Consider the following 22,233-nt stretch of genomic DNA (forward strand, 5'->3'; position numbering starts at 1 on the left):
GGATGATCGGGCGATGCGACTACTCGTACTCGGTGGAACCGCCTTCCTCGGCCGGGCCGTGGCCCGGACCGCGCACGCGGCCGGCCACGACGTGACCTGCCTGGCCCGCGGCGAGTCCGGCGGCGCGGTCGACGGCGTGCGGTTCGTCACCGGCGACCGTGACCGGCCCGACGGACTGTCCGCAGTGGATGGTGAGACGTTCGACGCGGTGTTCGACGTGACGCTGCGGCCCAGCCACGCCCGGCACGCGGCGGCGGCGCTGGCGGGCCGGGTGGGCCACTACTCGTTCGTCTCGACCTGCAACGTCTATCCCGACGACGCAACCCCGGGCCAGCGCGCGGACACCGCCAAGCTGCACGACCCCGCGCCGCCGGAGGTCGACAACCCGCGCGACGGCCAGATGGAGATGTACGGGCCGTGCAAGGTGAGCTGCGAGAACGCGATCCGCGACGGGATCGGTGCCGACCGGGTGTTCATCCTTCGGGCAGGGCTGATCGTCGGGCCTGAGGACCGCAGCGACCGGTTCCCCTACTGGGTGGCGCGGATGCGGCGTGGTGGCGAGGTGCTGGCGCCGGGCTCGCCGAACGACTCGGTGTCGTTCGTCGACGTCGACGACCTCGCCGACTGGGTCCTGCTGGCCGGCCGGACCGGGCTCGTCGGAGCGTTCGACGGCATGGGCCCCGCGATGCCGCGTTCGCGGTTCCTTACAGAGCTGCGGGACGCGCTCGCTCCGCCCGGCACGACGCTCACCTGGGTCGATCAGGAGTTCCTGGTCGAGCAGGACGTGCGGCCCTGGTCGGGGGAGCGGGCGCTGCCGCTCTGGCTGCCGTTGCCCGAATACGCCGGGTTCATGACCAGGGACGTGACCCGCTCGGTGGAGGCCGGTCTGCCGGCGCGTCCGATTGCCGACACCGCCCTGCGTACCGCCCACTGGATGGAGTCCACGCCGCAGGACGTCAAGGCTGGCGGGTTGGCCGAGCGAGACGAGGCGTTCGTCCTGCGGGAGTGGCACACACGGTCGGCCTGACCGCGCGCCGTGGGTAGTTGACGCCGCTCGGCGCGTGAAAGTAAGTTTCATGCGTGGCGAAGACAGCGAAGGTTTCTGCGATGCCCGAGGCGGGCCTGATCGTTGCGATCAGCGGTCTGCTCCCGGCGCTGTCTCCGGCCGAGCAGCGGGTGGCCCGGTTGGTGGTGGCCGATCCGGCCGACGCGTCCCGGCGGACCATCACCGACCTGGCGACGGCGGCCGAGACCTCCGAGGCGACGGTCATCCGGTTCTGCCGGTCCGTCGGCCTCGAAGGCTACCCCCAGTTGCGGATCCGGCTCGCCGCCGAGGCCGCGCGGCGGGTCGAGCCGGTCGACGCCCGAGTGGTCGGCGGCGACATCCCGCCCGGCGCCGACTTCGCCCAGATCATCGCCACGATCGCGTTCAACGACGCCCGTGCCGTCGAGGAGACCGCACAGCAACTCGACCCCGAGGTCTGCGAGGCGGTCGTCGAGGCGCTCAACGCGGCCAGCCGCATCGAGATCTACGGCGCCGGCGCGAGCGGTTTCGTCGCCTCCGACTTCCAGCAGAAGCTGCACCGGATCGGCCGCACCGCCTACTACTGGCCCGACGTGCACTCGGCGCTGACCTCGGCCGCGCTGCTCAGTCGGGGCGACGTCGCGATCGGCATCTCGCACACGGGCACCACCGGCGACGTGCTCGACGTGCTCGAGGTGGCCCGGTCCCGGGGTGCGACCACGGTCGCGCTGACCAACTTCCCGAGGTCGCCGATCGCCGACGTCGCCGACCACATGCTGACCACGGCCGCCCGCGAGACCACGTACCGTTCCGGCGCCACCGCCAGCCGGTTGGCCCAGCTCACCGTCGTCGACTGCCTCTTCGTCGGGGTCGCCGCACGCAACCGGGCCAAGGCCAGAAAGGCGTTGGAGGTCACCGCGGAGGCGGTGCGGTCCCGCCGGGTCACGCGGCGGCGCGGGTGAGTGGTCCCGAGGTGGTCCGCGTCGCGGCGCCGACCGAGCGCCGCAACCCGGCCTCGTACGACCTCGACCTGCTGCCGACGCGGGACGTGCTGCAACTGATCAACGACGCCGACCGGACCGTGCCCGGCGCGGTGGCCGACGTGCTCGACGCTGTCGTCGTCGCCGTCGACCTGGCGGTCGAGGCGCTGCGGGCGGGCCGCCGGGTGCACTACTTCGGAGCCGGCACTTCGGGCCGGGTCGGTGTGGTCGACGCCGCCGAGCTCCCGCCGACCTTCGGGTCGCCGGTCGGCTGGTTCTGCCCGCACCTGGCCGGCGGCCGGGACGCCATGTTCGGCGCGATCGAGGACGCCGAGGACGACAGCGTCGCCGGCACCGACGAGGCGCGCACCTGCGTGCGACCGGCGGACCTGGTGATCGGCCTCGCCGCCTCCGGGCGTACGCCCTATGTGCTCGGTGCCCTGCGTGCGGCCCGCGCTCTCGGTGCGCGCACCGCGTTGGTCGCGGCCGACCCGCACGCCGCCGCCCGCGCCGAGGTCGACCTGTTCATCGGCCTCGACACCGGTCCCGAGGTGGTCACCGGCTCGACCCGGATGAAGGCGGCCAGCGCGCAGAAACTGGTGTTGCACGCGTTCTCGACGACCGTGATGGTGCGGCTCGGCCGGGTCTACTCGAACCTCATGATCGACCTGTCGGCGACCAACGCGAAGCTGCGCGGTCGGATGATCTCGATCCTGATGGAGGCCACCGGCTGTCCGGAGGCCGACTGCACGCGCGCGCTGACCGCCGCCGACGGCGATCTGAAGATCGCATTGGTGTCTCTCGTCTCAGGCGCACCGGCCGGGGAAGCCCGCGCGGCCCTCGTGCGTTCTGACCAACAGGTACGAGAAGCACTGACACTGCTCTCCTGAGCAGCCGTCAACTAACGCGTTCCGGGCCGGAGACGGCGTTTCTGCAGTGAACCGTGGCGCTCTGTGGTGCGTATCACTACGCAGTGATGCGAATCCCATCGGAGCAGTGGCCTACGTCGCTGCGGAAGAACAGCCGGAAATGGTGTGATAAATAGGGCGCGCGGATGAGCCAACGGCGGCAGACCCGCGACCCGATCTTCAGACCCTGAGAGCTAGCCGAGTGAATATGACACTCACTCTCAGGAACCACTCAGGCATTCGTGACAGTTTCGACTCGCAAGACGGAATCCCCGGAGCGTCTCAACTGTTGTGTAGGTGTCAGCACCGATGGGGCACCTCGCGGGTTACCGGGGAGGGGCAGGTCGGTGTGAAGCACGAGAACGTTGGGGTTACCGAGGGGACAGTGGGCAACGTGGAGAACAACATCGTGATGCGCACGGACCAGGTCGCTGAAGAGCGCGATCTGGTTGGCGTCTACCTGCACGAGATCTCCCGGACGCCGTTGCTCGACGCGGCCAGGGAGGTCGAGCTCTCCAAAGCGATCGAGGGCGGCCTCTACGCGCAACATCTCCTCGACGAGAACACGATTCCCGATGGGGTCGAGCAGGACGAGCTCAAGGCCGTGGTCGTCGACGGTGACCGGGCCAAGGACCTCTTCATCCGCGCCAACCTGCGGCTCGTCGTCTCGATCGCACGGCGCTACGTGCGGTCCGGCATGCCGATGCTCGACCTGATTCAGGAAGGCAACACCGGTCTGGTGCGCGCCGTCGAGAAGTTCGACTACGAGCGCGGCTTCAAGTTCTCCACGTACGCCACGTGGTGGATCCGCCAGGCGATCAGCCGGGCCATTGCCCAGCAGGAGCGCACCGTGCGACTGCCGGTGCACCTCGTCGAAGACGTCAACCGGATGCGCAACGTGGCCCGCCAGCTCACCCGCGAGCTCGGTTCCGACCCGGAGCCGGAGCAGATCGCGAACGCCCTCGGCGTGCCGGTCGAGCGGGTGCACGAGCTGGTCCGCTGGTCGCAGGACACGGTCTCGCTGGACACGCCGGTCGGCGACGACGGTGACACCAACCTCGGCGACCTGGTCGCCGACCAGGACGCCCCTTCCCCGGAAGACGTGGTGCTCTCGACGCTCGAGCGGCAGCGCATCGAGAGCCTGCTCAACCACCTCGACGACCGGTCGGCCGGCATCATGCGGGCGCGGTACGGCCTCGAGGACGGTCGCGAGCACTCGCTGACCGAGGTGGCGTCGCGGTTCTCGCTCTCCCGCGAGCGGATCCGCCAGCTCGAGATCCAGGCGCTCGGCCGGCTCCGCGAGCTGGCCCGGGCCGAGGGTCTGCAGGCGGCGTAAGACTGCGCGAACGGACGGCCGGTGTTCCCCTCGGGGACACCGGCCGTTTTGGTGTCCCGTGGGGTCGGTCACTGTTCGTGTGTGCTGCGTCGGCCCGGCTGGAAAGTGTCGTACCCATGCGGGAGTTTGGTCCCATGACACCTACCGTGGTTCATCGGGCGGTCCTGGAGGCCGCCCAACCATACGAGTTCGCGCTGAGCGTTCGTGCGCTCGAAGGATTCGCGCCGATGGCGGGCGAGCACCGGGTCGCAGGCGGCGTCGTGCGCCGGGCGTTCGCCCATCCCGACTTCACCAAGGCCGCCGCGGGGGCGGCCTTGGTGGCCGAGGTCGGCGAGGCCGAGTCCGGCGGTGTGCGACTAGCCGTCTTCGCCGAGTCGGCGCTGACCTTCGGCGAGGCCACCGCCGTCGAGCGCACCGTCTCCGAGTGGCTCGGTCTTCGTGACGACCTGCGTGGCTTCCACGCCGTGGCTGATGCCGACCCGGCGATGGCACCGCTGCTGCGGGTGGCGCGCGGCCTGCACCAGGTCCGCTTTCCTTCGCTGGCCGAGGCGACGGTCTACTTCACCCTGACCCAGCGCAGCACCCAGTGGTTCGCCGGTGCCCGTCGCCGACGCATGGCGGCCGACCTCGGCCCGTCGCTGGTCGTCGACGACGTGGTCTACCGCGCGTTCCCGGCGTTGGAGGTGGTCGCCGCTCTCCCGGACGAGCGTCTGCTCGCCTACACGGGCAACCCGCAACGGGCCACCCGCGTCCGTGAGGTGGCCGCCGGCGTGGCCCAGCTCGGCGAGCGATGGCTGCGGGCAGCGCCCTACTGCGACGTCCGCCAAGCTCTGCTGGCCCTGCCCGGCGTGGGCACCTTCACGGCCGAGGCGCTGCTCCTGCGCGGTCTGGGCCGGGCCGACGAGGTCCCGCTGGAGATGCGCCAGTTCCGCCTGGCCGCCGAGCAGCTCTACGGCACTCCGGCACCGAGTCCGGCCGACCTACGGGCCCGCTACGGCCCGCACATCGGCTGGTGGTCCTACGTGACCCGCACGGCGCTGACCTGGACGCAGGCGCCGGTCCCGACACCCGTCTAACGAGCCGACGTGTTCCGGCAGGTGCGTGACCTGCCGGAACACGTGGGCTTCAGGATCGGCTCAGCGCACCCGGCCATAGCCATAGGGCGACATCATGTCGACGGACGCCAGCTTCACCGACTCGCCGAACGTGGGCGCGTGGATGACCTGACCACCACCGACGTAGAGCGCCACGTGACCCAGCCCTGAATAGAAGACCAGGTCCCCGGCGGAGAGCTGACTTCGGGAGATGTGGGCGACCGCGTCCCACTGCATCGCCGCGTTGTGTGGCAGCGACTTGCCCGCCGCCTTCCACGCGGCCAGCGTCAAACCGGAACAGTCGTAGCCGTTCGGCCCTTCGGCCGCCCAGACATACGGAGTGCCGATCGCGTTGTACGCGTACCGGACCGCGACACCGGCCTTGCCGGACACCGACGGAATCTTCCCGGAATAGGAGGACCCGCCGGACGTCGCCGAACCGTAGGCCTGCTTGCGCAGGGCTGACAGCTTGTCGATGTCCGCTTCGATCTTCTTCTTGCGGGCCTGCAACTCCTTGGCCTGCGCGTCCTGCTGGGCCCGCACCGCGGCCAGCCGTTGCTGGTCGGCGGTGAGCTGCTCGCGGGTGTCCTGGAACGCGTCGATCGAGGTCTGGCGTTCCCGGGCCAACGAGTCCAGCGCCGACATCCGTGACAACAGCCCGTCACTGTCGCCCAGCAGCGCGGTCGCGGTGCCCAAGCGGCCCGACTGATAGGCCGCTACGGCGATGTCACCGACATCGGCCTGGGCCTCGTCCAGTTTCTTCTGCAGCGGGGCGAGGCGGTAGGCCACCTTGCCCGCCTGGGTCTTCGTCGCCTTGGTCTCCTCGTTGAGCTTGTTGTAGGCCTCGACGACCTTCTCAAGCTCGGCAGACGACTTGTTGATTTTGGTGGTGAGCTCGCTGGCCGACGGTTCGGCCGACGCAGCGCCCGCAGGCACGGCGACGACGACCGCCATCGCGACCAGCACGAGCGCACGCAGCGACATCCGTGCTGACGACAAAGGCAGACCCTTCTCCCGCGGCCGCCTACCGGGTTAGCTGTCGGATTCGGACGGGAAGGACGCCCTACCGCGCGTACCGCGCGGATTCACCCCAGTGCTCGGTGGGTCCCCGATTCGCCGTGATGGCCCGGGTCGTCGTGGCGCCCGGGGGACGGGCGCGGCGCGGGCCGGCGATTCGGCGGCACCGGCGCGGGGCCACCCGGGGGGATGGCTGTGGACCACACCGGCCGACCCACCGTAACCCCGCGCCCCACCAGCACAAGTGCAGCGGGGGCGAACTGCGCCTATTCGGCTGAATGGTCCGCGCCGAAAGCGGGACACCTCACAGGTGACCAGCAAAGAAATTTCAGTGGCAGTGCAAAATCCGCAAGGCGGCCCTAGCGACGGGGGGTGATCACGTAGTTAAATGTTTCCACCTTGTGACCCACGACACACCTGACCACATAACTGGGGCTCCGCGGTGCTGCGAGTCAGAAATCTCGAGGTCGTCTACGACGACGTGATGCTTGTGCTGCGCGGCGTCTCGCTCGATCTGCCCAGCGGCGCCGTCGTCGCCCTGCTCGGCGCCAACGGCGCGGGCAAGACGACCCTGCTGCGCGCGCTGACCGGGCTGCTCGACGTGCACGACGGCGCGGTGACGAAGGGCTCGGTCACCCTCGACGACCAACCTGTCCATGGCCTGCGGCCGGCCGCCATCGTGCGGCGGGGCATCAGCCAGGTGATGGAAGGGCGCCGGATCTTCGCCGAGCTCAGCGTGGAGGACAACCTCCGCGTCGGCGGCCACACCAACGCGGGCGCGGTCGGCGACCGGCTCGACCACGTCTACGGGCTGTTCCCGGTGCTCAAGGATCGGCGCCGCAAGACGGCCGGCTACCTGTCCGGGGGTGAGCAGCAGATGCTCGCGATGGGGCGGGCGCTGATGGCCAAACCGCGTTACCTGTTGCTCGACGAGCCGAGCCTCGGGCTCGCACCCCGCCTGGTCGACCAGGTCCGCGAGATCATCATCGAGATCAACAGGCTGGGCACGGCCGTGCTGCTGGTCGAGCAGAACGCGGCGATGGCCCTGAGCATCGCCAGCCACGGCTACGTGCTGGAGACCGGCAAGGTGGTCCTCGACAAACCGGCCGACCGGCTGCTCGCCGACGACGACGTACGCGAGTTCTACCTCGGCCTCGGCGCCGCCGACACCGGAGCCGCGCGTCGCTCGTTCCGCGACGTCAAGCACTACAAGCGGCGCAAGCGGTGGTTGTCATGAGCGAGCGCAGCGAGCGCGGCCAGCTCAGTGGCGAGATCCTGGTCTTCGACGACGTGCGGTTGAGCTTCGCCGGGGTCAAGGCGATCGACGGGATCAGCTTCACCGTCGGCGAGCGGGAGCTGTTCGCCATCATCGGCCCCAACGGCGCGGGCAAGACCTCGATCTTCAACGTGCTCTCCGGCGTCTACCGCCCGCAGCACGGGCGGGTGGTCTTCGACGGCGCCGACCTGATCGGCCGCCGGCCGCACCAGATCGCCGCCCGCGGCATGGCGCGCACCTTCCAGAACGTCGAGCTGTTCGCGAACCTCACCGTCCTCGACAACCTGATGCTGGGCCGCCACCACCACATCGGGTACGGGACGCTGGCCGCCCTGGCCTGGCTGGGTCGCGCCCGCCGGGCCGAGGTCGCCGCCCGCGCCAAGGTCGAGGACATCATCGACTTCCTCGAGCTCGAACAGTGGCGCCGGCTGCCTGTCGGGCTGCTGCCCTACGGCGTGCAGAAGCGCGTCGAGCTGGGCCGGGCGCTGGCCATGGAGCCCAAGCTGCTCCTGCTCGACGAGCCGGTCGGCGGCATGAACGTCGAGGAGACCGAGGACATGGCCCGCTACATCCTCGACATCCGCGACGAGCTGGACATCCCGATCGTGCTGGTCGAGCACGACATGGGGCTGGTGATGGACCTCGCCGACCGGGTGATGGTGGTCGACTTCGGCCGCCCGGTGGCCACCGGTGTCCCCGCCGAGATCCAGCACGACCCCGACGTGATCCGCGCCTACCTGGGGGAGGTGGAACGGGCATGACTCTGGCGCCGGCCCGCACCGACACGGTGACCACGATCGCGTCCCGGATCCGCGACCGGGCCGCGGCCACGCCGCACGGCGTCGCGATGCGCGAGAAACACCACGGCATCTGGCGGCAGTACTCGTGGTCCGACTACTGGGACCAAGCCCTGACCGTGGCGCACGGCCTGCTCGCCCTCGGCGTCGAGCCCGGCGACCGGGTCGCGGTGCACGCCGACAACCGGCCCGAGTGGCTGTTCACCGACGTGGCCACGGTCGCGGTGCGGGCGATGACGGTCGGCCTCTACCCGACCAACCCCGCGTCCGAGGTCGGCTACCTGCTGTCCCACTCCGGCGCCAAGGTGCTGGTCGCCGAAGACCAGGAGCAGGTCGACAAGGCGCTCGAGGTGATCGGCACCTGCCCCGACCTGGAACGGGTGATCTACCTGGAGCCCCGCGGCATCCGGCACCGCTACGACCACCCGGCGCTGCTCGCCTGGGACGACCTGCTGGCGCTCGGTCGCGAGCACCGGGCCGCGCACGCGGACGCCGTCGCCGACCTGATGGCCGCCGCGACCCCCGACGACATCGCCACACTGATCTACACGTCGGGCACCACCGGGCCGCCGAAAGGCGCGATGCTCTCCGTGGCCAATGTGGACTTCGCGGTCCGCACGATCAGCCGGGGCCGGGGATTCGCCGGCTCGCCGCCGGGGCCGGGGGACCTGTCGGTCTCCTATCTGCCGCTGTGCCACGTCGCGGAGCGGATCTTCACGATCTGGTTCAACGCCGGTGCCGGCATCCAGGTCAACTTCGCCGAGTCGATCGCCACCGTGCAGGCCAACCTGCGCGAGGTGCAGCCGACGATCCTGTTCGGGGTGCCCCGCATCTGGGAGAAGATGCTCGCGACGGTCCAGATCAAGCTGGCCAACGCGTCGCCCGTCAAGCGGCTCAACGCCCGGCTCTGGCTGCGGGTGGCCGACCGGATCGGCGCGACGCTCGTGCGCACCGGCGGGGTGCACACCACGGGGACCCGGCTGGCGTACGCGGTCGGCTGGCTCTTCTTCTATCGCGCCCTGCGCGAACGGGTCGGCATCGGCCGGGTCCGGTTCGCGGCGTCCGGCGCGGCCCCGATCGCACCCGACGTGCTGCGCTTCTTCATGGGCATCGGCGTGCCGATGTACGAGGTCTACGGCATGACCGAGAGCTCGGCGATCGCGACCGGCAACCGGCCCAGGCGGGTCCGTCTCGGCACGGTCGGCGAGCCCGAGGACGACGTGGAACTGCGCCTGGACCCGACCACCGGCGAGATCGAGCTTCGGCACGCCGGCGTGTTCGTCGGCTACTTCAACGACCCGGCGGCCACCGCGCGGGCGAAGTCCGGGGACGGCTGGCTGCGCACCGGCGACGTGGGGGAGTGGGACGGCCCCGACCATCTGCGCATCACGGACCGCGCCAAGGACATCATGATCACGTCGGGCGGCAAGAACATCGCGCCCAGCGAGATCGAGAACGCGCTCAAGGCTTCGCCGTACGTCAAAGAGGCGATCCTGGTCGGCGACCGCCGGCCGTTCCTCGCCGCGCTGATCGGCATCGAGTGGGACACCGTCGGCGAGTGGGCGCAGCGCCGCGGGATCGGCTACACCACCTATCGCGACCTGTCCGACAAGGACGAGGTGCGCGCGCTGGTGCAGTCCGTGGTCGACGACGTCAACCGCCGGCACGCGCCGGTCGAGCAGGTGCGCGAGTTCCGCATGCTGCCCAAGGAGCTCGACCACGAGGACGGCGAGCTGACCGCGACCCAGAAGGTCCGCCGCTCCGCGGTGGCCGACCTGTTCGGCGACCTGGTCGACGACATCTACACCGCCCGGGTCTCGGCATGATCGCTCTGCTTGAAGGGATAGTCCGGGGCCTGGGCGTGGGCAGCGTGTACGCGTTGCTGGCGCTCGGTTTCGTCATCATCTACAAGGCGACCCGGGTGATCAGCTTCGCCCAGCCCGCGCTGATGCTCGCCGGCGTCGTGCTGGTCAGCCACCTGGCCGGCCCGCTCGGCTTCTGGGTCGCGCTGCCGCTGGCCGCGCTGCTGACCGCCGTGCTGGCGCTGGGCATCGAGCGCGGCGCGGTGCGCCCGATGGTCGGCCGCCCGGCGTTCGTCGTCGCGATCATCACGCTCGGCGTCGACGTCGCCATCCGCGTCGTGGTCAACATCTTCATCGGCCTCGACGTGCGCAACGTGCACGACCCCTGGGGCCTGGACAGCTGGCGGATCGGTGCGCTCCAGGTGCAGCAGCGCCACGTCGCCGCCTTCCTGGCCACGGCGCTGCTCGTCGCCGCACTGTTCGCGTTCTTCCGGTTCACCCGGATGGGCCTCGCCATGCGGGCGGCCGCCGACGACCAGGAAGCGGCGCTGGCCCAAGGCGTCTCGGTCGGCGCGGTGTTCGCCCTGAGCTGGGCGCTGGCCGGCGCGCTGGCCGCGGTCGGCGGCACGTTCGCGACGGCCGGCGTCAGCTTCGACGGCAACCTCTGGCTCACCGCGCTGGTCGCCCTTCCGGTGATCATCCTCGGTGGACTCGACTCGCTGCCCGGCGCGGTGCTCGGCGGGCTGGGGGTCGGCGTGGCACAGGAGCTGGTCGCCACGTACCAGAACGACATGCCCTGGCTCGGCGGCAACGTCTCGGTGATCACGCCGTACGTGCTGATGCTGCTGGTCCTGCTCGTCCGCCCCTACGGGCTGTTCGGCACGCGGGAGGTAGAGCGGGTATGACCGTCGCCACCAAGGCTCCGCGCGGACGGCCGCTGCTGTTCACCTCGTACCCCAGCGAGATGAGCCTGTTCCCCACGACCACCCGCAAGGTGGCGTTCGGCCTGCTGCTCGCGGTGACCGCGATCCTGCCGTTCATGCTCGCCGACGCCGAGCTGCAACTGTTGGCGACCTGTTGCATCGCCGCGATCGGCGCGATCGGGCTGGGCCTGGTCACCGGGTACGCGGGCCAGGTCTCCCTCGGGCACGCGTTCTTCCTCGGCATCGGCGCGTACACCGCGTCGGTGATCAGCGGCGACCCGGACGGCCGCACCGTCGGGCTCGGCGTCACCAACATCCTCGTCTGGCTGCCCGCCGCCGGCCTGGTCGCCGGGCTGTTCGGCGTCATCGTGGCACCGCTGGCCACCCGGCTGCGGGGCCTCTACCTGGCGATCGTCACGCTCGGCCTGGTCTTCATCGGCCAGCACATCTTCAACGAGTGGTCCAGCGTGACCGGTGGCGTCGGCGTGGGACGGCCCGCGCCGACGCTGGAGATCTTCGGCTACTCGCTCTTCACCACCACGGCTTCGGTCACCCGTGACCAGAAGCTGTTCTGGCTGATGGCCGCGCTGCTGCTGGTGTTCGCACTGGCGGCCCGCAACCTGGCCCGGTCCCGGGTCGGCCGGGCGTTCACGGCGATCCGGGACCGCGACATCGCGGCCGGCGTGATCGGCGTCAACCTGGCCCGCTACAAGACGATCGCGTTCGCGGTCTCGTCCTTCTACGCCGGCTGTGCGGGTGCGCTGCTGTTCACGGTGACGGGCTACATCGAGCCGACGTCGTTCAGCCTGCTGCTGTCGGTCCAGTACATCGCGATGGTGCTGATCGGCGGTGCCGGCACCATCTCCGGTGCGATCGCGGGGGCGTTCTTCATCACCCTGCTGCCCCGGATCATCCGCGAGCTGCAGGCGTTCCTCCCGTTCATCAGCACGGACGCCAACGAGGTTCCCAACGTGCTCCAGGTCGAGTCGATCCTCTACGGCGTCTTGATCATCGTGTTCCTGATTTTCGAACCGCGCGGGCTCTTCGGCCTGTGGGTCCGTGCGCGCAACTACTGGAAGTCCTGGCCCTTCTCCTACTAAGAGGTGCGCATGAAGCGACTGGCATCCGGTGCCGTCGTCGTCCTCCTCGCGGTCGCCCTCGGCGGCTGCAGGGGCAGCGATGCGGAAACCGGGGAGTCCGGCGTCAAGGTCGACGTCGGTGTGACGTCCGAGCCCTGCCCCGAGGCCGTCAACAAAGAAAAGGGCTGCATCTACCTCGGCATCCTGTCGGATCTGACCGAGGGCCCGTTCCGGGCGCTGGCGGTCCCGATCACCGACGCGCAGAAGGCGTTCTGGAAGCGCGTCAACAACAACGGCGGCATCGGCGACTACGAGGTCGACGTCACCAAATACATCCGCGACAACAAATACAACCCGCAGGTGACCAACCAGGTGTACCAGGAGATCAAGCCCAACATCCTGGCGCTGGCGCAGACCCTCGGCTCGCCGACCACCGCGGCCATCCTGCCCGACATGAAGTCCAACAACGTGGTCGGTTCGCCGGCGGCGTGGACCTCGGCGTACGCGTTCGAAGACGTGATCATCGAGTCCGGTGCCAACTACTGCATCGAGTCGATGAACGCGCTCGACTACGCGGCCGAGACGTACAAGCCGAAGAAGGTCATGGCCGTGCACCTCGCCGGTGACTACGGCGACGACGCGGCGGCCGGCGCGAAGCTGGCGTCGGAGAAGCTCGGCTTCACGTTCAGCGACGTGAAGACCGACACCGGCACCGACAAGCAGGCCGGCGCGATCGGGGCGCTGCTGTCGCAACAGCCGGACGTCGTGATCCTGACGATGGGCCCGGCCGACGCGGCCGCGGTCGTCGGTGGTGCGGCGGCCCGGGGCTTCAAGGGGCGGTTCATCGGTACGAGCCCGACCTGGAATCCGGCCCTGTTGCAGAGCCCGGCCGGGCCGGCGCTGACCGCGCTCTACGAGCAGAGCGGACCGTGGGGCTCGTGGGGCACCGATACGCCCGGCCACAAGGCGATGCGCGACGCGTTGCCGGGCAAGACGCCCTCCGATGGCTACACGTCCGGCTGGATCTGGTCGTACCCGATGAAGGCCGCACTGGAGAAGGCGAACTCCAACGGTGACCTGACCCGGGCCGGCATGCTGGCCGCCGTCAAGCAGCTCAGCTCGGTGGACTACGAGGGCATGCTGCCGACGGGCGCCGGCAACTACGCCGGTGGTGCGCAGGGCACGTTCCGCCAGACCCAGATCTCCAAGGTGGACGCGGCGGCGCCGACCGGCGTCTCCCCGGTCCGCCCGCTCTTCGAGGGCCCGACCGCGAAGGCGTTCACTCTCGACAAGCCCTGCTTCGAACAGCTCTGAGATCGACTCGGCGGCCGCCGTGTCCCCCGGGCGCGGCGGCCGCTTTGTCGCAATTTTCGGGTCCCACCCACGGGAGTGAGGGGGCATAGCCCCTCCAACCTGGGCAAACACCCGGCTACACCGCCGCCCGCCGCATCCCGAAGTGCCAGGTGGCCGATTGCGGCACTTCCCTCAACTAGCTTGCGTTTCGCACAATGGCAGCAGAGCTTTTCCGCCGCTCACAGGGCGGGCTCCCCGCGGATCAACGCGACCTGCCTTCGCTTCTCCGGAGGGCCGATCGGGAACGGCACGTCACAGCACAGCCCGCAACACGGAGCTGCTGGAGGCACCCCGTGAACGCAACCCGCCCGCAACCCATCACCTCGGCCAGCCCATCGCCGACACCGCTCTACCGGCAGCCCGGCATCCTCGTCACGAGCGAGGCGTTTGTGGTGGCCGGCCGGCGGTTCCCGGTGCGCGACCTGTCCAACCTGCGCACCGCGCGGGGCCCGCACGACCGCCTCACCATGCGGTCGGTGCTGGTCACCGGCGCGGTCCTGGGCAGCGTCGGCATCGCGATGAGCTTCAGCGGCGCGACCCTGAGCCCGACGGCGTTCCTCCTGCTGGGCGCGGCGGCGTTCGTGCCGATCGCCCTCGTCTCCTTCGGCCACCGGATGCGGCCGCGGGCCTACGAGCTCTGGGGCGACTACCGAGGCATGACGGTGCTGCTGTTCAGCTCCGACGAAGAGCGCGAATACGGCCAGGTGACCCGGGCCCTGCTCCGAGCCCAGGAGGTCTACCGCATGGGCGGCATGGCCTCGCCGCCACTGGTCAACGTCTACCCCTGGTAAGACTTTCCCGAATAGAGCGCTCGCACGGCGGGCGGGCGCGGGTCGCCGGCGAACTCCCTAGGGTTCGCCGGCGACCTTTCTTTTGGCCGCTGTGAGTACCCTGCGTGCATGCGGGACTCCTCACCGCTTACCTACGCGGGTGCACTCCAGATCATCCACGGCCGCCAGCACCGCATCCTCCGTGTCCTCGACCGGCTCGCCGACGCCGGGCTGCTGCTCGGTGCTGTGGTGTTCCCGCCGGTGCTGGCGCTGGTCGATGCCAAGCAGGAGTTGACCGGCGTGCTCCGTGACGGTCTCGGGCGCGCCACGGAGCGGCTCGGCAGCGCCGGTGGTCGCGACCGGCTGGAGCTGATCGCAGCGGCGCACACGACGGTCGCGCTGTCCGCGATCTTCGACGCGATCGCGCAGCGCGTCGGCCCGAGCTTCGCCCGGCTGGAGGTCACCGAGGACGAGAAGTTGCAGCTCGCCTCCGCGCCAGGACACCTGGTGAAGCAGCAGGAGTGGACCGCGGCCCTGTTGGCAGCCGACATCCCGATGCCTGGTCCTACCCGGGGCTTCCAGGAGAACCTGGACGAGGAGTTGGCGCCCCGCTTCACGGCCTTGGCGAACAAGGCGGTGGCGTTCTTCGAGGGTCTGCGCGCGTGGCGGGAGCTCGATGTTGACGCCGGGGCATTGCGCGCGGAGGTCAGCGACCTCGCCGTCAGCCTCTACCGGGAGCGGTACACGCGAATGGCGGCCGAGGTGCCGGAGTTCTTCGTCTGGGCCTCGATCGGCGAACACGCCGCGACCCGCGACCGGCTGACCACACTCAACGAGGCGATGGCGGAGATCCTCGCCGGCCAGTCGGAGGCGATGGGCAAGCTGCACGACCTGCTCGCGTCGGCGAACACCCGCGGGCGACCGGAGGTCGACCTGTACCGATCGCGCCTGGCCCGCGTGAACGCCGCGGCACTCCACAAGCCTTTGCTGCGGACCGGAAGCGTGCCGTCGGGCCTGTCCCTGCCGACCGTGACCCAGGGCTTCGTCACCCCGCGATTCCGCACCGCCCTGTCCGGTCCTGGTGCCAACGCCTCGCAGGAAGCCTGGTGGGCCGACCAGCCGGTGCACGACGGACTCGACGAGTTCCTCGCCGCCTTTCTGGCGCACCCGCAGTCGGTCCGTGCGCCGTTGGTCGTGCTCGGCCATCCGGGCGCGGGGAAGTCCATGCTCACCTCAGTCCTCGCGGCCCGCCTGCCGTCGGAGTCGTTCACCGTCGTGCCGGTGCAGCTTCGGCGCGTCAACGCCGACGACTCCGTGCACGCGCAGATCGAGACGGCGCTCCAAGACCTGCTCCACGAGCAGGTCTCCTGGGCACGGATCGCCGACGAGGGTCACGACGCGGTGCGGGTGGTCCTCCTCGACGGGTTCGACGAGCTGATGCAGGCGACGGGTGCCGCACAGTCGAGCTACCTGAGCGAGGTCAAGGCCTTCCAGGAGCACGAGTACGACCTCGGCCGGCCCGTCGCCGTCGTCGTCACCTCGCGGACGCTGGTCGTCGACCGCGCCCGTATCCCGCCCGGCTGCCTGCTGGTCAAGCTCGAGGACTTCGACGACGCTCAGCTCGGTTCCTGGCTGTCGGCGTGGAACGCTGCCAACGCGGCCTCGGAGGGCTTCCGGCCGTTGACGGTCGACGAGGTCCTCCATCATGGAACGTTGGCCAGGCAGCCGCTGCTGCTGACGATGTTGGCGATCTACGCCGCCGATCCGGACGCCGACCGTCTGGACGCGGGCGACCTGTCGACTGCGGCGCTCTACCAACGCCTGTTGGAGAGTTTCATCCGCCGGCAGGTCATCGAGAAGCCGGAGCGGCCGCCGGCGCCCGAGGAAGTGCCGACACTGATGGCCACCGAACGTTGGGCGCTCAGCATCGCCGCGTACGCCATGTTCAACCGCGGCCGGCAGTACGCGACCGAGGGGGACCTGGACCGTGACCTTGAAGCGCTGCTCGGGCAGAGCGAGCCGCACCGGCAGAGGGGCTTCGGCGCGCGGCTGGGCCGAGCCCGGCAGACGATGGGCAACTTCTTCTTCGTGCACGTCTCGCACGCCGACGAGGGTGGCGGCCCTGGCCGGCAGAGCTACGAGTTCCTGCATGCCACCTTCGGCGAGTTCCTGCTCGCGGACCGGGCGATCCGCCTGCTCGAGGGGTATGCGCGGCAGCACGCGATCCACCGCGGCGACCCGTCGGCGCATCCGAAGCCGGACGACAGCATGCTGCGGGCGTTGCTGTCACACCAGCCGCTCGTCGAACGTCGTCCGGCCCTGGAGTTCGCCCGGCAGTTACTGCTGGCCCGCGACGAGACCTTTCAGCAGCAGATCGTCGAGTCAGCGCGGTATTTGGTCGCCGGTGCCCGCTCTGGCTACGTGCCGTCGGACTATCGCCCCACGGTCTTCGACGTCGTCGACCGCGCCGCCCTCTACACGATCAACCTGGTGTTGCTCGCCGCAGCGGCAGGGGGATTCCCGTTGGCCGAGCCGCACGTGCGTGGGTTGGCGAGGCTGTGGTGGGCGGTGGTGCCGGCCGAGTCGTGGGACCGGCTCGACGAGACGTTGACTGTCGAGCCGAACGCCGGCGCCTTGGAGTTGAGGTTGCACAACGGCGACGCTCGACGAGGTCGGAGCCGATCATTGTCGAGCGCGCTGGACAAGGCCTGAGCCCACGCCGGACGCGTAGCCGTCGGCCGCCCGGCGGAGTAGGGCCCGCGTCTGTGCGGTCGTCAACGCCTCAGTCCACATCTGCTCGAATGCTGTCCGTGCCCGCGCGACCTCGTCGGCGACTTCACTGAGCGTGTCGCTGTGGACGTTCTCGACATAGAGGACTCCGGGGTCCTGCTCGAAACCTAGGAGCGTGAAAGAGGTCAGGTAATGCGGAATCCCGGCGTCGAATGGCCGAACTCTGATCTCGATGTTGGGGCGTCGTGTCAGCTCGACGAGCCAACGAAGCTGCTCGCACATAGTCTCCGAGTCCCCGACAGGACGGCGGACGATTGACTCGTCAAGGAGGACGAAGATCTGGGGTGGCGATGGACGTTCGAGGAGCTCCTGCTGTCGTGCTCGCCGTATGGAGGTCGTCGCCAGGCGCTGCTCGTCTGAGCCTGTTGGCAAGTGGCCGTTGAGGACCTCATCGATGTAACGGCGAGACTGAAATATGCCGGGAACCAGCGTCGTCTGATAGGAGCTGATGGTGGCAGCCCCCCATTCGAGGCCGGCATAGACGCGAAAATTGGTGCTGAACTCTCTCCTGTGGAAGAGATCCCACCACCATCCGCGTTGACGCGCGGATGCGGACAGAGCAGCCAGTTCGGCCTCCAACTCGGGTCCGACACGGTAGAGGGCGGCCAGTGTGGCGACGTCGGCAGAGCTGACCGCCACGGTGCCATTCTCGATCCGTTGCAGCTTCGAGATCGACCAGCCGAGCTGACGCACGGCCTCGGCCTGAGTCGTCACGTTGACCTCGCGTGCCTCGCGTAGCAGCGCGCGCAAACGACGGCCGGCGATGACCGGACTGGTCGGCGAATCCGACGTCATCCTTCAAGGATCGCCTGTGCCCGCAAGACCTAGAGCTCGCCCGCGACCTTTTCGATGAAGGCGATCGAGTCGAGCTCGCTCAGGGCGCCGGATCGCAGCCAGGCGAACTCTTCGTGGTACGGCGCGGTTTCCATCGGGCGCTCCAGGAAGTTCTCCAGCAGCGCGCTCTCCAGATAGACCACGTCGCCGTCGGCTTCGTCGGGGAAGCCCAGGATCACGAAGGAGCCTGCGGACGTGGTGGCGCCCGCGGAGAACGGGACTATCTGGATGGTGATGTTGGGTGCGGCCGCCAGCGAGACCAGGTGCTCGAGTTGCTCGCGGTGGACCTTGGTGCCGCCGATCACGCGGCGCAGGACGGCCTCGTCGAGGATGATGTCGAACTGCGGCGGGTCTTCGCGGCCCAGGATCTCGGACTTGCGGCGCATCCGGACTTCGATGCGGGCGTCGACTTCCTCGGGGCGGACCTGGCCCGGGGTGCGGTGGGTGATCACCGCGCGCGCGTAGTCGGGGGTCTGGGCAAGGCCCGGCATCACGCTCGACTGGAAACAGCTCATGGCGGATGCCTCGGACTCGAGGCCGATGTATTGCGCGTAGTGCGCGGGGATCGCCGAGCGGGCCTCTTGCCACCAAGGCTTCTGCCGGGCCAGCCGGGCGAGCGCGATCAGCTCTTCGGCCTCGGTCGTGCCGTCGATGCGGTAGAGGTTGAGCAGCGCACGGACGTCATTGGTCGACACGCTGACGCGACCGGTCTCGATGCGAATCAGCTTGCTGAGCGACCAGTCCATCGCCTCAGCAACGTGTTCCTGGGTCAACTTTGCGTGTTCCCGAGCCGCCCTCAGAGCCGTGCGCAGTCGGCGCCGGCCGGCAGTGGGCCCTTGGACCGTCGTCACGCCTCCGCCTCCGGTGAGGAGATGTGGTCTCAGGTTGGCCATCTGGCACATTGCGATTAGCCAGGTTGCACTAAGCCAAGCTTACACCTGTCGATAGACGTTCGGCCATCCGTTTGTATATATGCGGCACGCCGGCTCGAACGGCCGGCGTGCCGATTCGAGGTAGAACTTCAGCGCAGGTCGAACTCGCCGGCCGCCACACCAGCGATGAAGCCACGCCACGACGCGGTGTCGAACGCGATACGGGTGTCGGGCGTGGTGGAGTTGCGCAGGATCGCGCCCTCACTGACGGTAGCGACCTCGACGCAGTTGGTCGCTTCACAGCGTGAGCTGCGACGGAAAACGGGCATGGCAGTGTTGCTTCCGGACATCAAAATCTCCGCAGGCTCGGGGCTTCTCTAGGGCACCAAAAAGACGCGGCATGCGGGATTGCCACAAAGGGCCGCGCCAGGATAGGAACCTAGCGGTCGAGCGTCCACATTGGAAGCCGAAGCGCTCAGATGCTGCGATTTTTATCCCATTGGAATGAAGATCACGCGAGATGAAAACGGAATCACCGTGAGTGAGCACGCTCATGGTGACGGTCACTCTTCGCAGTGTGACCGTGCTGTGCGAGATTGTATTGATGGGTGTGACTCTTGTCTGGCATCGCAGCAGTCACTGCGAATCAAACCAGTGTGTCGACGTGGCGGTTACGGGCGACGTCGTGCTCGTTCGGGGGAACCCCGGTGGGCCGGTGTTGCGTTTTCCCCCGGAAGCGTGGCGCGCGCTGTGCGCGGCACTCAAGAGGTGACGGCGACCGGCTCCACCGGCTCGGTCGCGGGGCGGAACCACTGCGCGACCTTCCGCTCGGCGTAGAACGAGACGAACGGGATCGTGCCCGCCAACATGACCAGCAGCATGCGCCCGATCGGCCACTGCGCACGCCGGCCGAGGTCGAACACGGCGATCAGGTAGATCATGTAGAGGAAGCCGTGCGCCGGACCGACGGTCTCGACCACCGTCGAGTTGTCGCCGAGGTACTTCAGCGGCATGCCGATCGCCATGAGAACGACGAGCACGACGCCGACGACGTACGCGATGATCCGGTACCGGGTGAGGGCTGCGCGCATGATGCGGGGGGATCCTTCCTGGTCAACCAGGACCGCGGCGGCGGCCCGGATATGCGGACGCCTTGGCGCCCGGGTTGGCGTTGAGCCACGCGAGATAGTCGTTGTACTCGTCGAGTTCCGGGTCGGCGGCGCCGGCGGCCGACGCGGCGGCGACCGGCTGACGCGGCACCAGCACCGGCCGCCGGAAGCCAGAACCGATCTTGGGCGCCCGGGTGCCGAGCACCGGCGGCAGCGCCGGGGTGGGCACCGGCTCGGCCCCGGAGGCGTCAGGGGAGTCAGCGGCGTCAGCGGAGTCAGTGGCGTCGGCGGCCGGCCGGACCGCGGGGAAGCCCAGCGCCTCGCGGATCTCCCGGTACCAGAGGAATCCGACGAAGCCGGCGAACACCGGCCACTCGATCGCGTACGCCCAGCTCAGCGTGTTGCCCGCGGACGCCCGGGAGATCTGCCACCAGCCCAGCGCCAGGAAACCGCCGATCAGCGCGATCGCCAGCACATGCTTCCCGAGCATCGGTGGGGTGACCAGACGCCTCATGTCCAACGAGGGTACCGGCGCCCGCTGGGCACTCTTACAGCGCGTCGTAGTGAGCGCGAATCTTGGTTACCTCGCGCCGGAAATGGGCAGTATCGAACCATGACCGAATCTGTGGAGGATGTGGGTGTCGACCCGAGTGAACTGTCTGGCGACGACCTGATGCGCGAGCTGCACAGCCTGCACCGGACGCGACTCGACACCCTCCGGCACGGTTCCGACCCGGCGCTGGCCAACCACCTGCGGCGGACCGCCGAGTTGGAGACCGAGTACCTGGCCCGGCACCCGGGCCGCGAGGTCGACCCGCACCGGCTGCGGGACGGCGCGGGGCTGGAGTGATCGTGGGTACGCGTGAGCCGCTCGGGCGGTCGCCCGGCGACACCGACCCCGCCGACATGGGTGCGGACGACGACTTCGCCGTCGAGCACGAGGACACCGCGGTCGACAAGTCGATCATCGATGGCCGCGACAGCGGCGAGTCCGAGAGCCCGCGCGGTTGGGCCGGCCTGGAAGAACACGACCGCTCCGGAAACTGATCCGGCCAGCGGGGAATGATCCCGCCGAGACCGCAGTTGAGCTGACTGTCGGTGTGTCCAGTGTCCCCGGGCCTCACCCATTGCCTTCGCGGAATACCGTTCGGCTGGAGCCGCGTTGTGCCACTCGCCGAGAGGCGACCTGCACACCGACGCAACGAGCACCGCCCCTGGCCCAGCGCCGGGGGCGGTGTTTCGTATGTAGGGCCGCACAGGGCGTTCTACCGTGAGGGCGTGACCGCCATGCCCACGTTCGCCGGGGCGACCGAGTGGATCAACTCTGGGCCGCTTGGGCCCGATGACCTGCGCGGACGCGTCGTCCTCGTCGACTTCTGGACGCTGACCTGCATCAACTGGCTCCGCACCGAGCCGTACATCCGGGCCTGGTCCCAGGCGTACGAAGCCGACGGGCTGGTCGTCGTCGGTGCGCACACGCCGGAGTTCTCCTTCGAGCACAACGTCGACCTCGTGCGGCAGGCGACGGCGGGGCGGGAGATCACGTACCCGGTCGTGGTGGACAACGACTACGCGGTCTGGACCGCCTACGACAACCACTTCTGGCCGGCGCTCTACTTCGTCGACCGGGAGGGCGTGATCCGGGACGCCCACTTCGGCGAGGGGCGCTACGTCGAGTCGGAGCGGCTCATCCAGCGTCTGCTCGGCGTGTCGCGGGAGCCGGTGGCCGGCACGGTCGTCGGGCGCGGTGTGGAGGCCGAGGCCGACTGGGACACGCTGCGGACGCCCGAGAGCTATCTCGGGTACGCGCGCGGCGGCGGCTTCGCCTCGAAGGACGCGGCACCGGACGAGCGCCGCGGGTACGTCTTCCCGGGCTTCCTGCCGTTCAACGAGTGGGGGCTGGACGGCGAGTGGCTCCTCGGCCGGGAGAAGGTCGAGCTGACCGGTGCCGAGGGCGGGATCGTGTTCCGATTCCAGGCGCGCGACGCCCACCTCGTGCTGTCCAACGCGACCGGCCGACCGATCCCGTTCCAGGTCTTCCTCGACGGCGCGGTGCCGGGTGAGGCGCACGGGGTCGACATCGACGCCGACGGTGCGGGGGTGCTCCGGGAGGGCCGCCTCTACCAGCTCGTGCGCCAGCCGGGCGCGGTCGCCGAACGGATCCTGGAGATCAGGTTCAACGAACCGGGCGCCGAGGCCTACGCCTTCACGTTCGGCTAGAACCTGACCCGTCGACCATCGCTGGCCGAGCTGGCTCGTCGCGGGCCGC

The 22,233-nt window shown here is 69.4% G+C and carries 23 protein-coding genes and 1 riboswitch; of the genes, 17 read left to right on the plus strand and 6 right to left on the minus strand.

What is annotated here, in order from left to right; translation table 11 throughout:
• Window positions 1-13 precede the first annotated feature (13 nt).
• From BLV39_RS08705 to BLV39_RS08725, 5 genes are all read left to right on the plus strand, one after another.
• The gene (locus BLV39_RS08705) at window positions 14-1,027 is read left to right on the plus strand and encodes an NAD-dependent epimerase/dehydratase family protein (protein ID WP_090789128.1); all 1,014 of its coding nucleotides are present in this window, start codon (window positions 14-16) and stop codon (window positions 1,025-1,027) included.
• 80 nt (window positions 1,028-1,107) lie between these two features.
• The gene (locus BLV39_RS08710; RefSeq protein WP_373315416.1) at window positions 1,108-1,986 is read left to right on the plus strand and encodes a MurR/RpiR family transcriptional regulator; all 879 of its coding nucleotides are present in this window, start codon (window positions 1,108-1,110) and stop codon (window positions 1,984-1,986) included.
• Window positions 1,983-2,894: an N-acetylmuramic acid 6-phosphate etherase gene (locus BLV39_RS08715; RefSeq protein ID WP_239084002.1), complete on the plus strand. Its 912-nt coding sequence runs from the start codon at window positions 1,983-1,985 to the stop codon at window positions 2,892-2,894. Before BLV39_RS08710 ends, BLV39_RS08715 begins: the two co-directional genes overlap by 4 nt.
• A gap of 430 nt (window positions 2,895-3,324) precedes the next feature.
• Window positions 3,325-4,248 (plus strand): sigma-70 family RNA polymerase sigma factor, encoded by a 924-nt coding sequence (locus tag BLV39_RS08720; protein WP_373315419.1) that lies wholly within the window; start codon window positions 3,325-3,327, stop codon window positions 4,246-4,248.
• Window positions 4,249-4,382: 134 nt separating this feature from the next.
• Complete coding sequence (locus BLV39_RS08725) at window positions 4,383-5,324, plus strand: DNA-3-methyladenine glycosylase family protein (RefSeq protein ID WP_090789134.1); 942 nt, start codon at window positions 4,383-4,385, stop codon at window positions 5,322-5,324.
• Between the two features lie 60 nt (window positions 5,325-5,384).
• On the opposite strand, the gene BLV39_RS08730 is transcribed toward BLV39_RS08725, so the two are convergent.
• Window positions 5,385-6,341 (minus strand): C40 family peptidase, encoded by a 957-nt coding sequence (locus BLV39_RS08730; protein ID WP_090789136.1) that lies wholly within the window; start codon window positions 6,339-6,341, stop codon window positions 5,385-5,387.
• A 7-nt stretch (window positions 6,342-6,348) separates the two neighbouring features.
• A riboswitch (cyclic di-AMP (ydaO/yuaA leader) is annotated at window positions 6,349-6,479 on the minus strand.
• 364 nt (window positions 6,480-6,843) lie between these two features.
• Here BLV39_RS08730 and BLV39_RS08735 point away from each other — a divergent pair.
• The 8 genes from BLV39_RS08735 to BLV39_RS08770 all read left to right on the plus strand — a co-directional run bounded on the left by BLV39_RS08735 (window position 6,844) and on the right by BLV39_RS08770 (window position 17,071).
• Entirely contained in the window at window positions 6,844-7,596 is a 753-nt protein-coding gene (locus tag BLV39_RS08735) for an ABC transporter ATP-binding protein (protein ID WP_204082952.1), read from the plus strand.
• Window positions 7,593-8,396 carry an ABC transporter ATP-binding protein gene (locus tag BLV39_RS08740; RefSeq protein ID WP_090789140.1) on the plus strand — a complete coding sequence of 268 codons (804 nt, stop codon included), beginning with the start codon at window positions 7,593-7,595 and terminating at the stop codon, window positions 8,394-8,396. The genes BLV39_RS08735 and BLV39_RS08740 overlap by 4 nt, the downstream gene beginning before the upstream one ends.
• Entirely contained in the window at window positions 8,393-10,258 is a 1,866-nt protein-coding gene (locus tag BLV39_RS08745) for an AMP-dependent synthetase/ligase (RefSeq protein WP_090789143.1), read from the plus strand. Before BLV39_RS08740 ends, BLV39_RS08745 begins: the two co-directional genes overlap by 4 nt.
• Window positions 10,255-11,139, plus strand: a complete 885-nt coding sequence (locus BLV39_RS08750) for a branched-chain amino acid ABC transporter permease (RefSeq protein WP_090789145.1) — start codon at window positions 10,255-10,257, stop codon at window positions 11,137-11,139. Before BLV39_RS08745 ends, BLV39_RS08750 begins: the two co-directional genes overlap by 4 nt.
• Window positions 11,136-12,257 carry a branched-chain amino acid ABC transporter permease gene (locus BLV39_RS08755; RefSeq protein ID WP_090789147.1) on the plus strand — a complete coding sequence of 374 codons (1,122 nt, stop codon included), beginning with the start codon at window positions 11,136-11,138 and terminating at the stop codon, window positions 12,255-12,257. The genes BLV39_RS08750 and BLV39_RS08755 overlap by 4 nt, the downstream gene beginning before the upstream one ends.
• Before the next feature lie 9 nt (window positions 12,258-12,266).
• Window positions 12,267-13,550, plus strand: coding sequence for an ABC transporter substrate-binding protein (locus BLV39_RS08760; protein ID WP_090789149.1), 1,284 nt, complete (start codon window positions 12,267-12,269; stop codon window positions 13,548-13,550).
• Between the two features lie 332 nt (window positions 13,551-13,882).
• A complete protein-coding gene (locus BLV39_RS08765) occupies window positions 13,883-14,380 on the plus strand; it encodes a DUF6232 family protein (protein WP_090789150.1) in 498 nt (165 codons plus the stop codon).
• A 108-nt stretch (window positions 14,381-14,488) separates the two neighbouring features.
• Entirely contained in the window at window positions 14,489-17,071 is a 2,583-nt protein-coding gene (locus tag BLV39_RS08770; protein WP_090789151.1) for an NACHT domain-containing protein, read from the plus strand.
• Here the strand turns inward: BLV39_RS08770 and BLV39_RS08775 are convergent.
• The 3 genes from BLV39_RS08775 to BLV39_RS08785 form a co-directional block, all read right to left on the minus strand.
• On the minus strand, window positions 17,042-17,944 hold the full coding sequence (locus tag BLV39_RS08775) for a helix-turn-helix domain-containing protein (RefSeq protein ID WP_090789154.1): 903 nt from the start codon (window positions 17,942-17,944) through the stop codon (window positions 17,042-17,044). The genes BLV39_RS08770 and BLV39_RS08775 overlap by 30 nt on opposite strands.
• Window positions 17,945-17,973: 29 nt before the next feature.
• Window positions 17,974-18,885 (minus strand): Scr1 family TA system antitoxin-like transcriptional regulator, encoded by a 912-nt coding sequence (locus BLV39_RS08780; protein ID WP_090789156.1) that lies wholly within the window; start codon window positions 18,883-18,885, stop codon window positions 17,974-17,976.
• Between the two features lie 119 nt (window positions 18,886-19,004).
• The gene (locus BLV39_RS08785) at window positions 19,005-19,205 is read right to left on the minus strand and encodes a DUF397 domain-containing protein (protein ID WP_090789158.1); all 201 of its coding nucleotides are present in this window, start codon (window positions 19,203-19,205) and stop codon (window positions 19,005-19,007) included.
• Window positions 19,206-19,459: 254 nt separating this feature from the next.
• On the opposite strand from BLV39_RS08785, the gene BLV39_RS08790 reads away from it, so the two are divergent.
• A complete protein-coding gene (locus BLV39_RS08790; protein WP_143049761.1) occupies window positions 19,460-19,627 on the plus strand; it encodes a DUF397 domain-containing protein in 168 nt (55 codons plus the stop codon).
• Here the strand turns inward: BLV39_RS08790 and BLV39_RS08795 are convergent.
• Both BLV39_RS08795 and BLV39_RS08800 read right to left on the minus strand, forming a co-directional pair.
• A complete protein-coding gene (locus BLV39_RS08795; RefSeq protein ID WP_090789162.1) occupies window positions 19,617-19,946 on the minus strand; it encodes a DUF3817 domain-containing protein in 330 nt (109 codons plus the stop codon). The two genes, BLV39_RS08790 and BLV39_RS08795, sit on opposite strands and share 11 nt — an antisense overlap.
• Before the next feature lie 22 nt (window positions 19,947-19,968).
• Entirely contained in the window at window positions 19,969-20,478 is a 510-nt protein-coding gene (locus BLV39_RS08800) for a hypothetical protein (protein WP_090789163.1), read from the minus strand.
• Between the two features lie 99 nt (window positions 20,479-20,577).
• Here BLV39_RS08800 and BLV39_RS08805 point away from each other — a divergent pair, with 99 nt between their 5' ends.
• The 3 genes from BLV39_RS08805 (at window position 20,578) to BLV39_RS08815 (ending at window position 22,184) form a co-directional block, all read left to right on the plus strand.
• Window positions 20,578-20,814: a DUF6158 family protein gene (locus BLV39_RS08805; RefSeq protein ID WP_176984819.1), complete on the plus strand. Its 237-nt coding sequence runs from the start codon at window positions 20,578-20,580 to the stop codon at window positions 20,812-20,814.
• A gap of 2 nt (window positions 20,815-20,816) precedes the next feature.
• Entirely contained in the window at window positions 20,817-21,011 is a 195-nt protein-coding gene (locus BLV39_RS08810) for a hypothetical protein (RefSeq protein WP_143049689.1), read from the plus strand.
• Window positions 21,012-21,251: 240 nt separating this feature from the next.
• Window positions 21,252-22,184, plus strand: a complete 933-nt coding sequence (locus tag BLV39_RS08815; protein WP_090791287.1) for a redoxin domain-containing protein — start codon at window positions 21,252-21,254, stop codon at window positions 22,182-22,184.
• Window positions 22,185-22,233 lie beyond the last annotated feature (49 nt).

Origin of the sequence: Asanoa ishikariensis (genome assembly GCF_900107455.1) — a bacterium.
GTDB classification, from domain to species: Bacteria; Actinomycetota; Actinomycetes; order Mycobacteriales; family Micromonosporaceae; genus Asanoa; species Asanoa ishikariensis.

What these genes read in the sequence shown, in the direction of transcription:
- BLV39_RS08750 (WP_090789145.1), top strand. Translation starts at nt 10,255, where the DNA reads ATGATCGCTCTGCTTGAAGGGATAGTCCGGGGCCTGGGCGTGGGCAGC.
- BLV39_RS08710 (WP_373315416.1), top strand. Translation starts at nt 1,108, where the DNA reads ATGCCCGAGGCGGGCCTGATCGTTGCGATCAGCGGTCTGCTCCCGGCG.
- BLV39_RS08725 (WP_090789134.1), top strand. Translation starts at nt 4,383, where the DNA reads ATGACACCTACCGTGGTTCATCGGGCGGTCCTGGAGGCCGCCCAACCA.
- BLV39_RS08780 (WP_090789156.1), bottom strand. Translation starts at nt 18,885, where the DNA reads ATGTGCCAGATGGCCAACCTGAGACCACATCTCCTCACCGGAGGCGGA.
- BLV39_RS08815 (WP_090791287.1), top strand. Translation starts at nt 21,252, where the DNA reads ATGCCCACGTTCGCCGGGGCGACCGAGTGGATCAACTCTGGGCCGCTT.
- BLV39_RS08760 (WP_090789149.1), top strand. Translation starts at nt 12,267, where the DNA reads ATGAAGCGACTGGCATCCGGTGCCGTCGTCGTCCTCCTCGCGGTCGCC.
- BLV39_RS08790 (WP_143049761.1), top strand. Translation starts at nt 19,460, where the DNA reads ATGGGTGTGACTCTTGTCTGGCATCGCAGCAGTCACTGCGAATCAAAC.
- BLV39_RS08785 (WP_090789158.1), bottom strand. Translation starts at nt 19,205, where the DNA reads ATGTCCGGAAGCAACACTGCCATGCCCGTTTTCCGTCGCAGCTCACGC.
- BLV39_RS08795 (WP_090789162.1), bottom strand. Translation starts at nt 19,946, where the DNA reads ATGCGCGCAGCCCTCACCCGGTACCGGATCATCGCGTACGTCGTCGGC.
- BLV39_RS08720 (WP_373315419.1), top strand. Translation starts at nt 3,325, where the DNA reads ATGCGCACGGACCAGGTCGCTGAAGAGCGCGATCTGGTTGGCGTCTAC.
- BLV39_RS08735 (WP_204082952.1), top strand. Translation starts at nt 6,844, where the DNA reads ATGCTTGTGCTGCGCGGCGTCTCGCTCGATCTGCCCAGCGGCGCCGTC.
- BLV39_RS08745 (WP_090789143.1), top strand. Translation starts at nt 8,393, where the DNA reads ATGACTCTGGCGCCGGCCCGCACCGACACGGTGACCACGATCGCGTCC.
- BLV39_RS08775 (WP_090789154.1), bottom strand. Translation starts at nt 17,944, where the DNA reads ATGACGTCGGATTCGCCGACCAGTCCGGTCATCGCCGGCCGTCGTTTG.
- BLV39_RS08755 (WP_090789147.1), top strand. Translation starts at nt 11,136, where the DNA reads ATGACCGTCGCCACCAAGGCTCCGCGCGGACGGCCGCTGCTGTTCACC.
- BLV39_RS08740 (WP_090789140.1), top strand. Translation starts at nt 7,593, where the DNA reads ATGAGCGAGCGCAGCGAGCGCGGCCAGCTCAGTGGCGAGATCCTGGTC.
- BLV39_RS08800 (WP_090789163.1), bottom strand. Translation starts at nt 20,478, where the DNA reads ATGAGGCGTCTGGTCACCCCACCGATGCTCGGGAAGCATGTGCTGGCG.
- BLV39_RS08705 (WP_090789128.1), top strand. Translation starts at nt 14, where the DNA reads ATGCGACTACTCGTACTCGGTGGAACCGCCTTCCTCGGCCGGGCCGTG.
- BLV39_RS08770 (WP_090789151.1), top strand. Translation starts at nt 14,489, where the DNA reads ATGCGGGACTCCTCACCGCTTACCTACGCGGGTGCACTCCAGATCATC.
- BLV39_RS08805 (WP_176984819.1), top strand. Translation starts at nt 20,578, where the DNA reads ATGACCGAATCTGTGGAGGATGTGGGTGTCGACCCGAGTGAACTGTCT.